Annotated in this window: 8 protein-coding genes; 7 read left to right on the top strand and 1 reads right to left on the bottom strand. The window is 45.3% G+C overall.

All coding sequences use genetic code 11. The annotated features are described in order from the left end of the window. Positions 1-44 precede the first annotated feature (44 nt). Positions 45-773 (bottom strand): gamma-glutamyltransferase, encoded by a 729-nt coding sequence (locus QUB10_RS32470; protein ID WP_333207236.1) that lies wholly within the window; start codon positions 771-773, stop codon positions 45-47. Between the two features lie 1,104 nt (positions 774-1,877). Between QUB10_RS32470 and QUB10_RS32465 the strand changes: the two genes are divergently transcribed. The 7 genes from QUB10_RS32465 to QUB10_RS32435 all read left to right on the top strand — a co-directional run bounded on the left by QUB10_RS32465 (position 1,878) and on the right by QUB10_RS32435 (position 12,195). After that, positions 1,878-2,909, top strand: a complete 1,032-nt coding sequence (locus QUB10_RS32465) for a glycosyltransferase family 2 protein (RefSeq protein WP_333207235.1) — start codon at positions 1,878-1,880, stop codon at positions 2,907-2,909. Positions 2,910-2,921: 12 nt separating this feature from the next. Then, positions 2,922-3,233 (top strand): hypothetical protein, encoded by a 312-nt coding sequence (locus QUB10_RS32460; RefSeq protein ID WP_333207234.1) that lies wholly within the window; start codon positions 2,922-2,924, stop codon positions 3,231-3,233. A 152-nt stretch (positions 3,234-3,385) separates the two neighbouring features. Further along, a complete protein-coding gene (locus QUB10_RS32455; protein ID WP_333207233.1) occupies positions 3,386-4,162 on the top strand; it encodes a DUF1350 family protein in 777 nt (258 codons plus the stop codon). A gap of 326 nt (positions 4,163-4,488) precedes the next feature. Then, entirely contained in the window at positions 4,489-5,676 is a 1,188-nt protein-coding gene (locus QUB10_RS32450; protein WP_333207232.1) for a sigma-70 family RNA polymerase sigma factor, read from the top strand. Between the two features lie 542 nt (positions 5,677-6,218). Then, positions 6,219-6,638, top strand: coding sequence for a hypothetical protein (locus tag QUB10_RS32445; protein WP_333207231.1), 420 nt, complete (start codon positions 6,219-6,221; stop codon positions 6,636-6,638). A gap of 176 nt (positions 6,639-6,814) precedes the next feature. Beyond that, on the top strand, positions 6,815-9,097 hold the full coding sequence (locus QUB10_RS32440) for a DUF4347 domain-containing protein (RefSeq protein ID WP_333207230.1): 2,283 nt from the start codon (positions 6,815-6,817) through the stop codon (positions 9,095-9,097). Positions 9,098-9,486: 389 nt separating this feature from the next. Further along, entirely contained in the window at positions 9,487-12,195 is a 2,709-nt protein-coding gene (locus QUB10_RS32435; protein ID WP_333207229.1) for a hypothetical protein, read from the top strand. Positions 12,196-12,361: the final 166 nt, after the last annotated feature.

Here is a 12,361-nt window from a genome sequence, read left to right as displayed (position 1 = left end):
TCTAGATTCTTGCACTTGTGTGTCTATTTTTCGATAGCCGCCTATCATAGCCGCCTATCTTTCAGAATAGCATAGCACGTTTGCGTTAGATTTTGTGCAATCTGCCGCAAAGTCCGCGCCAAATCCCGCTGCACCAAAATCTCACCCGGCTGGTATAAAATGCCACCACGAGTAAAAACCTCCCGCGCCGCCGGGTTTTTTTTGAGCACATCCTGTCGTCGCCCGGTAGCCGTGGTAAACCGCGAACTTACCGGAAAGCCTTTTTCAGCCAGGGCGATCGCCGGAGCCACCACCTGTGCCCAAGGTAACTTACCGTACTCGCGGTGCACCGTATAAAGTCCAGCAACAGTGCCCGGAATACCCGCCGCCAAATGCCCGTCCAGACTTGCCCTTTGGCGCACCTTGCCTTGCTTGTCGAGGTACATATCCCGCGTCGCCCGTTTCGGAGCTCGTTCCCGGAAATCCAGCGCTTGCACAGTCCCCGTTTGGGCCCGCTGCAACAGTAAAAAACCCCCGCCGCCGATACCCGCCGAAAAAGGCTCCACCACCGAAATCGCCAAAGCCGTAGCAGCCGCCGCATCCACTGCATTGCCTCCCTGTTGCAGCACGGCCAGCCCCGCAGCGCTCGCCAGGGGGTGAGCTGAAACTGCCATCCCCTGTTTGCTGCGCTGTTGCTGCAACTTTGGCTGTAGCTGCTGCTGGCAGCCACCCAACACCAAGACTGTGAGGTAACAACTATAAATTCGCACTTTACTCAAGAAATTTGGCAACATTTTTTACGGGTGAGGCGAGGATTTTTTATAGTATAATTCTACGATCGTCTTCGCTAAGACCTAACGCTACTGAGTTCAACCGCAGATAAATTACCTGTTAGGGCAGACGGGAAAACGATTTGACCCTGGGAGGCTCTCGCGGTACAAAAGGAAGAGAGAAATGAGGGACAGCTTATGGCCATTTAATAATTAAACACGTTTGAAAAAGCATCTTTTTTGATAAAATACCGATGTCAAAAAAGCTGATAAACATAGAAAAACGCCGTTGCTGATTTATGGTAGGAAAAACTCAAAATGCAAATCATATAAACCCGGATTCACAAAGCTTCTGAATTTTCAAATTATTTTTGTTTCAGAGCCTGATTAAGCAACAGCAAAATAATCAGTATTTTAGGTGATGGCTATGGTAATGCAACACATATAGCAATCCTTGCAGGAGTCGTAAATTTTTGACCCCACCCCAGCCCTCCCCGAACCCAAGGGGAGGGAGTAAGAAATTTACAAATGATGCGACGATTGCTATTGCAGAATTATTAGAGCCGTTTTTTGACTTTTTTTAGACGGGTAGTTAATCAATAAAAGAGGATTTATTCACTCTTGCTAGCAAATTTTATTAAATAATTGTGATGAGGTTTTTTATTCAGGAATTTGAGTTAAGACTAGCCCGCCCCGGACTCACTAAAAACCTTATTATGCTCAGCGATCAACCCGAATCAAACTGAGTCAGAAAGCCGTTTTTTGGGGATCTGTATAGTTATCAAAACAATCATTTTGCGTGAGACAGGGTTTTTCTGGCTAAGTCCTATTAAAGCAAAAAGATGCGATCGAATTTATGACAACTCCAGTCCCCGAAAAAAACCCTCAATCCCTCGCACCCGTAGCCTTTGTGTCAGAAAAATTGCCCGCCAAATAATAGTCTGCACTCCGGCTGCTAACGGCTGTCCCCTCCTTATGGTAGATACCACTGAGGTCGGTAAACCTGTTATATTGGCAGTACCTAGGCAAGTTTTCTGACTACAGGTACTTGCACGTAAATGAGTCAGAGTGTCTGCTTCGATACTATACTTCGGCGAATAACTACCAAACCACACCTTAATGCAAGTTATGAACAGCCAAAAAGTCAGTGTAATCATTCCTGCATTCAATGCTGCCGACACTCTGGCCGAGACAGTTGCCTCCGTCCTCAATGGTACCCACAATAATCTAGAAATTTTAATTGTTGATGACTGCTCTACTGACGCTACTGACAAAGTTGCTGCTAAGCTGGTCGAGCAAGATTCGAGAATTCAATACTTCAGGAATCCCCAAAATTACGGGGTTTCTAAGTCGAGAAATTTAATGATATATCGCGCCACATGTGAGTATGTAGCGTTTATCGACAGCGACGATACCTGGGAACCCAATAAGTTAGAAGTTTGTTTGAAGATGCTCGCAGACAATCCCGAAGTCAAAGCTGTGGCTCACGCTTTGCGGTATTTAGACAAGCGTGGCAATAAGTTGAGTTACATTCCCACCTATCCTACAACTAAAGCAGAAATGCAGGCGATTAAGGAGACAGGCGAAAGTCCTTGGGTTTTCCCCTCTTCTGTTGTAGTCCATCGTTCCATTCTTCTCAAAGAAGGCGGGTTTGCAGAAGATTGGCAGGTAGGAGAAGATACAGAGTTATTTACCAAACTTGCTCAAAAGTATGGCTTGCTAGCGGCGACAGAACCTTTGGGAAATTATCGGATTAGAGGGAACTCTCTCACAGATAAGCACTGGTTCAAAAAGCGCATAGCTTCTGATTGTGTCAAAGAAAACCAACTGCGGCGCTTGCGGGGAGAAAAAGAGTTATCGCTCCACGAGTACGAAGAGTTATGTTTTAAGAATTTGCCACTTTTGCAAAGGCTGAACAAATTTCGAGAAGTTTTGGCACTGCACTACATGAGAAAGCTGGGACAAAGTTGGTTAAATCGGGAGGTTTTGCCTACTATTGTTTACGGCGTGGCTACCACAGTGCTCAATCCTCAAGCTACTGTGCACAAGTGGAAATGGATGAAGACTCAGGAAAAGTTGAGTCATCAAACCGCAGAAGGTATTGGTACTTCGGCAGAATTAAACCCCCAGCGATCGTCTGAAATCGGGGGGCTGTCCTAAACGATCTTATAGTTGTATGCGGGTTTAGTCAAGAAATTAGGTGCTGCCAATAAAGCCGAATCGAAGCCGATCGCCCAGGGGCTGATTAATACGCAATATAGGGGTTTTGAGCCGTATTTGACTGTTAATATCCTGTCGGGTCAATTACCGGCAATACCAGCTACAGCGGCTTGCAGCCGTGCGATGGGACACAATATAAAAATTTGTGAAAGTCGCGATCGGATATCAGCCTTGATTTATTCGGTTACTAGCTTCAACCCTATACAGGGCGAAAATAACAGCGATCGCCAGCCGTGCTATTTGCCCCCACAACAGTTAGAATAAATAATGTATAAGTAAAAAGGAAAGTTTTTGGAATAAAAAAATGGGTAGCAAACCCCTTTTTGAGGCCGAAAATAAAAGCAAAAATTTATAAAACATTCGGCCTTCTACCTTCAGAGGACGATCGCCTTTTTATTGGGAATTAGATTGAATTTATGGACTGGCAAGAAATTTCTGGCAATTGGGTATTAATTCCTTCAAGACCGATCGCGATCGTGCATTTTCTCGGCGGTGCATTTGTGGCGACAGCACCGCAAGTGACCTATCGCTGGCTGTTAGAGGCTTTGGGGAATCAAGGATATGTTGTAGTCGCAACGCCGTTTGTCAATACTTTGGATCATATTGCGATCGCCCGCGATGTCCTCAACAAATTTGAAAATGCCCTCGATCGCCTGCGGGCCACTAAATTGCTCAAATCTTCCTATCTCCCCATTTACGGTATGGGACACAGCATGGGATGCAAACTGCACTTGCTGATCGGTTCTGTGTTTGACATAGAAAGGGCAGGCAATATTCTGATTTCTTTCAACAATTATGCGGCATCCGAAGCAATCCCGATCGTCGAGCAAATTTCCCCCGTCTTTAACGTTGAGTTTACCCCCTCCCCGCAAGAGACTAATCGCCTCGTCCAAGATAGCTATCAAATCCGGCGCAATCTTTTAGTCAAATTTAACGGCGACAACATCGACCAAACCCTGCTGTTGACCAAACTGCTAAAAGCACGATTTCCCGACATGATTACAGTTCAGACTCTGGCGGGCAACCATCAAACGCCCTTGGGTCAAGATGTTAGCTGGCCTGTGGGTCAAATTTTTACGCCCTTCGACGCGATCGGGCAGTGGGTCAAACAAGAAGTGTATCGGGAATTAAATGAATTAAAACGGACAATTCTGCTGTGGCTTAATCCTCTCTCCAAGGATTTTAAATCTTAAAGTTCAGATTTTAGCTTGGTGAGATTAAATTTAGGAATTACGCATAAACTCTATCTGTAGGGTGCTTATGGCGCACATTACGCTACCAATAGTGTTAAAAAGCCGTTTGCGTAACTCCTAAAACTGCCAAGGGATGTCTCAGCTATGCACTCATAGCCGCGATGATCCGACTTTTCCGACTTTTCCGACTTAAAAGATCCGACTTTTCCGACTGACATGAGCCTGAGTGGTGAGTCAACATGGTGATAGGTGCATCTGAGGCTAGGTAAATTACGGCCTAAATTAATCGCCAGTTGTTTGTCCACTTAGAGTTTCGGCACCCACAGATGTTAATTTCTAGTTCTGCATCAGTCCCTTCCTCATGCACTCCAGATATAGATTCAGCTTTTTGGAAATTATGGCAGGATAATCAAGATTATCTTTACCGTTGCTGTCGCAAGTGGATGGGCAACCCAACCGATGCGGAAGATGCCCTCAGTCGCGCGATGCTGAAAGCTTGGGAGAAAGCAAGAGATGGTACGGATGATATCAAAAACTTTAAGGCTTGGTTAACCAAACTGACTTATAACCTGTGCGCCGATATCCATCGAGAGCGTAACAGGGGTGCACTAGGAGTTGACAGTTTAGACACCATTGCTATAGGGAATGAAACCGAATTAATTAGCAAAGAGGAAACACCAGTTCGCGCTGCTATGCGGGGAGAAGTCGAATTATTTTTTCGCGCCGCAATAGATGAGTTGCCAGATAGATTGCGCGAGACTTTTCTTCTCCATTTTGAATCAGGGCTATCTTATCCAGATATTGCAGAACAGCTTGCTATATCCTACGATAACGTCCGCAAGCGCATTTCCCAGGCGCGGGCTATTTTGCGTCAGCGGTTCAATGAAAATTTCGGTGAAGAGGGGACTGACTCGGATTTGTCTAATCCTAAGTCGAGGGTTTCTCCTCAGTCGGCAAAAGGGAAAAAGTCTAAGAGTATGGCTGAAAAAAAACCTGTTAAAGAGGAGATTGAAGAAAGAGAAATCGTTACAGGTGGGGAAATTCAAGAATCGGTTTTAGTGAATGCTCAATCTGATGGCGAGATAAAAGAAAGAGAAATTGTTGCGGGTGAGGAAAAGCAAGAAGCGGCGGTGTGTGTTTTGCATCTAAGCGCGAAGGATTATTCGCCCCTACGGATATTGGCTAATAGTCTGCGGGATGACAGCGAAAAAGCGATCGCCCCTAACCCCTACAGCCGATTACTTTCTGAGTCTGGGGAAAGCCAAAAAGCTCTTGGTGTGCAGGCATCATTAATGCTGCCCGCACAGGGCTGTTGTACCATCAGCGACTGCAATCCGCTGTATTCCCAGTTTCTCAACAGAGAAAACCAATACTTGACCGATGTTCGATCGCCCGAAATGCGATCGCGCCAGGGTGCAGGAGGCATATCGCGCAACGGTGCGTCTGCTGTATCGCTTTTTCCACTGTACAGGAGGATGTGGGCAGACAGTGGCGGCTGGCTTTCTTCCATCTGAAAAATAGGCAGGCAGAAAATCGCTTTAAATCAGTAGTGCGTAGGTTGGGCCCGTGGAACGAACCCTCCGTTTCACTCCGCCCAACATTTTCCTTAACCCAAGCGTATTGGGCATTAATGCTGCCGCGAGCTGCAATCCCCTATATTCCCGCTTTCTCTATAACCCAGCCCAAAAACGGATACCGTGCCACGTACTTAAGTCGTGGAAAGATAAAAATTTTAGACCCTAGTTCAAGCTCCCAGATTTATCTGTGGGGTAAATCTAAAATCTAAAATCTAAAATCTAAAATCGATTGACTGGCGCTGGGCGCGATATGGCGCTAGGCGGAATTTGGCATGGAAAAATTCGGCATCCCTGGTTTCGCCAATCTAGATTTTCAGGAAGAGATGGACTGCGTAGCAAGAATTTGTCAAATCCTCCCTCAAACCCCGTCACCCCCAAAAGTTAGAGATGTCATCTATCTAAAGACTGAATTATTCACAAATCGCCTTCGGGAAACGTCTAACTAATAGAACACAAAAAACCAACCCTGGAGTTGAAAAATGATGATTCGTCGTATTGCTTTCGTTAGTGGTCTCGTTATTCTCAATGCTTTTGGTTTCGCTACCGTAGCCCGTGCCGGTGAAGGTGGTATAGCAGGTTCTGCGGCTTTCACCGTTGGCGCGAACTCATTGGTTACAGGTGTGGCTGTCTCGGCGGCGGTCGGTAAAGAAAACGCTTCTGCTGCTGCTTTCAACTATGCTAGTGGTGTTGCGGGTGGTCTACAGAACTCAGCTTGGGCTCTGGGTAGTGCAGGGATACAGGGTTTTTCGACTGTCGGCAATTCGACTGGTTTCGACGTTACGCCCGTTGCTGACGCCGACAAAGCTAACGAACAAAAAAATACCTTTAGTGCTGGAACTGTCACCGTGCAGCTTGGTACCGTTACTGGCAATGCTGTTGTTAATTCTCCCAAGCTCTAGAACTGTTGAGAGTTGTTAGCTAGCAAGCTGACCCAGAAATTCTATCAATTTTCTCCCCTCTCAAATCTGATATGAGGATCTCAGCGACTCTCGCCACAGGAAGTCAGGAAAGATCCTCATTAAGAGAGGTTTTTTGTCCGCAATACCTTCTGATAAATAACAAGGACATTCCCCAGATGAAACCCATGCTAAATACTTCAAAAACTATCAATCCAGCCACCACAATTGTTTTTATCGATGCCGGAGTAGAAAACGCCGAGCTACTCATTGAGGGGGTTCTTCCCACTACTGAAGTCTTTGTCCTAGATGGGACGGCCGATGGCATCGAACAAATTAGCCTGGTTTTACAACACCGTCAGAATATCGATGCAGTTCATATTATTTCTCACGGTTCCCCAGGTTGCTTGTATCTGGGCAATAGCCAACTGAGTTTAGATACCCTCAACGGCTACGCGACTCAACTGCAACAGTGGGATGTTGCCAACATCCTCCTCTATGGTTGTAATGTGGCAGCAGGGGATGCAGGAGCGGAATTTATTACTAAGTTACACACTCTGACGGGGGCAGAAATTGGCGCTTCTAAGACTCTGACAGGGAGTGCTGCGAAGGGTGGAAACTGGGAGTTAGAGGTAACGACAAATAAAGCAGTTGCTACCTTAGCCTTTAAAGCAGCAGCACTAGAGAACTATCCGGGAATTTTGGTATCCTTTATTCCAGGAGAACCCTTTGGAGATCGGTCTAATGGTGTAAGTTTAGGGGATTTAAATGGAGATGGACACCTAGATGCGGTTACTGTTGTAGAACAACATGATGAATTAGATCCTGTTCTTGGTGGTTACAACGGGAACCAAGTTTGGTTAGGAAAGGGTGATGGTACTTTCTCCCCAGGAAATCGATTTGGAGCGGGGTCTTTAGGTGTAAGTTTAGGGAATTTAAATGGAGATCAACTCCTCGATGCTGTTACTGTTGGTTACAACGGGAATCAAGTTTGGTTAGGACAAGGTGATGGTACTTTCTCCCCAGGAAATTCCTTGGGATATGGGTCTAATGGTGTAAGTTTAGGGGATGTCAATGGAGATCAAAAACTAGATGCTGTTACTGTTGGGAGAAACGGGAATCAAGTTTGGTTTGGAGATGGTTTTGGGGGTTTCTCCCAACAACAATCCTTTGGACAAATCATCGATTTAGATGGATCTGTATATAAATCTGAGTCTAATGGTGTAAGTTTAGGGGATGTAAATGGAGATAAACTCCTCGATGCTGTTACTGTTGGTTGGGAGGGGAATCAAGTTTGGTTAGGAAAAGGTGATGGTACTTTCTCCCCAGGAAATCGATTTGGAGCGGGGTCTTTAGGTGTAAGTTTAGGGGATGTAAATGGAGATAAACTCCTAGATGCTGTTACTGTTGGTTACAAGGGGGATCAAGTTTGGTTAGGAAATGGTGATGGTACTTTCTCCCCAGAAAATCCCTTGGGCTCGTGGTCTAATGGTGTAAGTTTAGGGGATTTAAATGGAGATCAAAAGCTAGATGCTGTTACTGTTGGTGGTTGGGAGGGAAATCAAGTTTGGTTAAATGTTCCTTCTAATAGCGCTCCTACCGATATCAGTCTCGACAAGACCAGCATCCCTGAAAACGTACCCGCTAACACCTTGGTTGGAACCTTCAGCACCACCGACCCCGATGAGGGCGATGAATTTTTTACTTACGCCTTGGTAGAAGGCTCCGAGGATAACAATGCCTTTATCATTGACGGCGCCCAACTGAAAATCAAGGATTCCCCCGACTATGAAACCAAGTCAACTTACAACATCCGTGTTCGCACTACCGATGCTGGAGAGCTGAGTTACGAAAAGGACTTGGTGGTTAAGATTAATGATATCGATGAGACGATCAGCAAGACGATCTCCGGTTCACCCAATAACGACATTCTGCGCGGTACTGCGGCTGGTGACAAAATCGACGGTTTAGCAGGTAGCGATGTCCTCTACGGTAACGCCGGAAACGATACCATCAATGGTGGTGACGGCAACGATATTGCCTACGGTGGCAATGATAACGATGTGCTGTTGGGGGGTAATGGCAGCGATCGCCTTTATGGAGATGCGGGTAATGACGAACTCCTCGGTGGTGACGGTGATGACATCCTCTATGGGGGTGATGGAAATGATATCCTCAATGGCGGTGCAGGGAGCGATCGGCTTTATGGTAATGCAGGGATTGATACCTTTGTTCTGGCATCGGGAATGGGTCAGGATCTGATCTATGGCTTCCAAGATAATCTAGACATAATCCGATTAGATGGAGGTTTAGCTTTCGGCGATTTACAGATTGCCCAAAGTGGTAGTTCCACCTTAATTAAAGTTTCATCAACCGGAGAAACCCTCGCTTCTTTAGTTAACACAAATTCCGCCTTGATTGGAGCGGAGGATTTTACCATAAATTCCCCCTTGATGGGCTGATTTTCGCGCTCTCGCGCCTGTCTAATTGTCTCAATTCTGAAATGATAAGGTGCGTTAACTTCCGTTAGCGCACCCTTTATTCTGATTTTATAATTATTAAACATTCAAAATATTCATTTCAATAAATATTTTTTTATTGCATCTATAGCGAGCCTAAATAAATTGTGTAATTTTTGTATGGCAAACCCCCCGTGGTTGCCCCGATCGGTGGGGGGTAGGCACGGGGAGTAGGGGTAGCACTACCCTACATATTTGTACCAATGATTGAGAGCCGCTATATATAACAACAATATTAAATCCAGAAATTTAATTGTTATTAAATCATCAGGATATCCGAATTGAATCACTGTATTAACTAATATATTTAATCCCTACTTACCGCGCTTTTAATGATGATTAACCTCCTCAAATTTATCGCTAACCCTACGGCGCTCCTTTCAAGAGCATACAATGGTAGTATTGTCGTCGGTTTGGCTTTCCTGAGCATCGCTTACTCAACCCCAGCCATAGCAGAAACTCGCTCCAATTTACTCGACACATCGAATCAACTGGATTCCTCTGCTGCGAGTGTTTCCGACCTTCCAGAAACGAGCCCTTTATCAGAAACACCCAACTGGTTTACTTCTGCTACAAAATTGGAACCCTCATCCCAAAATTTAGCCTCTGAACCTCAACCCACAGAACCCCAGTCAACTAATAATCCTACCGGATTAGCCCAACCTTCTGCGCCATCTACTGACCCCGATTACATTATTCCACCTCGAAGCGCTCCAAGTGTTTCCGACCTTCCAGAAACCACCCCTTTATCAGAAACACCCAACAGGTCTACTTCTGCTACAAACCAGGAACCCTCATCCCCAAATTTAGCCTCTGAACCTGAACCCAGAGAACCCCAATCAACTAATAATCCTAACGGATTACCCCAACCTTCTGCGCCATCTACTGACCCCGATTACATTATTCCATCTCGAAGCGCTCCAAGCGTTTCCGACCTTCCACAAGCCACCCCTTTATCAGAAACACCAAACTGGTCTACTTCTGCTACAAACCTAGAACCCTCATCCCAAAATTTAGCCCCTGAACCTGAACCCACCAAACCCCCATCAACTAATAATCCTAACGGATTACCCCAACCTCCTGCGCCATCTACTGACCCCGATTACATTATTCCACCTCGAATCGCGCCCGACGAAAAACTTAGCCCCTTCACGACTACTTTACCTCTCAATGACATTCCCATCAGCCATCTAACTGAATGGGAGTTTAGTGGTTTCCATACTTTTGCTGACACCACAGACAGCGAGATTTTTTTTAATGGCACTCTCAAACTTAACAGTCGAGTCAGTGAAAGTTTAAGCCGAAATAATATTTATAGAGTAGACCAAAAAGGCACTTATTTTCAACTGCGGACTGTTCCCCTAGAACGAACAATTACAACCACAACTACCGCACCCCAAACCATGACAGGGTTAGAAATTCAAATGAGTTTAACGGGGGCTTGTATTTTTCCCAATACTCCCAGTGACCAACAATGTACTTATACCCCAGGTTTAGCGATAGATCGCAATAGTATAGATCCAGAGTTTTTCGTACCTACCCGCGTCTTTCAAACGTCTCAGGTTGGCGAGGTTGTCAAACCCGAAACTTTGGCTTTTATGCAGCTTCCCGGCTTTCAAGGGGGAACCAGCAGTCAACCGATTGGTGTCGATTTTTATTTTCCCAATTCGGGTGCTTATCCGGGAAACAGCCAATCCCAAAAAACAAAAGTTGAGAGAAAAGAAGAAGTTGACTATACGATTGCAGGTACTGTTTCGCGAGTTCGTCAAGTTGTTAAAGCCAATGATCGAGAAGCCGTTTTAGGACGGACTATTCGAGGCTTTACTCTCTTTGTTGATGATGAAAATCGCTGGCTAAATACGGCAATTCAAGCGGGCGCGCAAATTTTACCCGATGTCATTCCTGACCTACAAGGCAGTAAAAATCCCGTTAATACTAATATCAACCGCAACTTATTTTTAGCGGCTAATAATACTCGTTTACCCAGCAGTAGTTTTACGATCTATTCCGCTGGACTCGGACGGGCCGAAAGTTTAACGCCTAATGTCACCAGCTTAAGTCAAGTTCCTAGAGCGAATTATAACAGCCTTTGGCTCGGTCTTTCTCCCGTGATCGATCGCAATATTGAAGATGGTCGAACCTTTTATGATCCAACAGGGCCACAAGTCACCCTTGTCGGTGCTGGTGCAGAAGGTGGAGCAAATAGCAATGTACAGTTATTCTCTGCGGTTAACCAAAATCAGTATTCTACGGCCAATTTGCAGAATTTTTATGCCCAAGTTTATTTGAGCTTTTTACAGCAAGATGTCAACTTTGTGAGAGAAAGTATCTATGGGGAAAAAACCTCTTACTATCCTCATCTCAGCTTTACCGGAAACTGGACGGGAGGCGAAGATATCCTGCGATACTATACGGGTGTGATTGCTTCAGAAAAGCCCAAACTCTACCTCGGTGCTGATTACACGAGAAATACGCTAAACAATTGGAGTTTTCGCGGCGGTGCGATTGGTTATCTCAACCCCGATCGCGATTATTACAGCCAACTTTGGGGGAGTGTCGCCAAAACCTTTCCCTTCAGTAGGCAGGCCAATTTAACCTTATCAACTGGCTTTAATTATGCTCTCGATCGAGAAACAAGAATTGGTGATGTACTTAGTATTTCACCAGCTAGTGAAGTTGCCGTTAGCGCTCGCGTAAATTGGGGAATTTTTTCTCTGGGTTTGACTAACTATTTTGGTGATATCCTACCCAATTCCTACGACGATCGCTTACTCGCTGAGTTAACCATCCGTCCTCTAAGCACTCTAACTCTGTCTGGTTATATCGCCCCCATCGATAAAAACTCCACTCGCTCTCTCTACGGTGCGAGTGTAAGTTGGCAACTGGAAAATAACTACAACAGTCCTACCCTATCCCTGAATTGGCAAAATAAGCAATATGATTATGGTGATGATGTTTTGGGGAATCGTTTATTATTGAATGATAATGTTTTTACGATCCTTTTTCGGATTGGTTCTCCAGCTAATCCGCTCTCTCGTTAATCTTACCCAGAGTAGGAGCAAACTAATTTGCTCAAATAAAAAATCAGACTTCTGCCTCATCCCCTCCTGTGAACCGTTTGAGAAAATCTAAGGAATGAGAATTAAATAACTTCCACTCTTGAAAGTGGGATGGGCGTCCCGCCCGTCTTTTTTGGACGGGCGGGAC

The sequence above is a fragment of the Microcoleus sp. B5-D4 genome (assembly GCF_036705145.1).
Lineage (GTDB): Bacteria > Cyanobacteriota > Cyanobacteriia > Cyanobacteriales > Microcoleaceae > Microcoleus.
The sequence above is the reverse complement of the archived record's forward strand: the minus strand, read 5'-3'. Positions and strand labels throughout refer to the sequence as shown.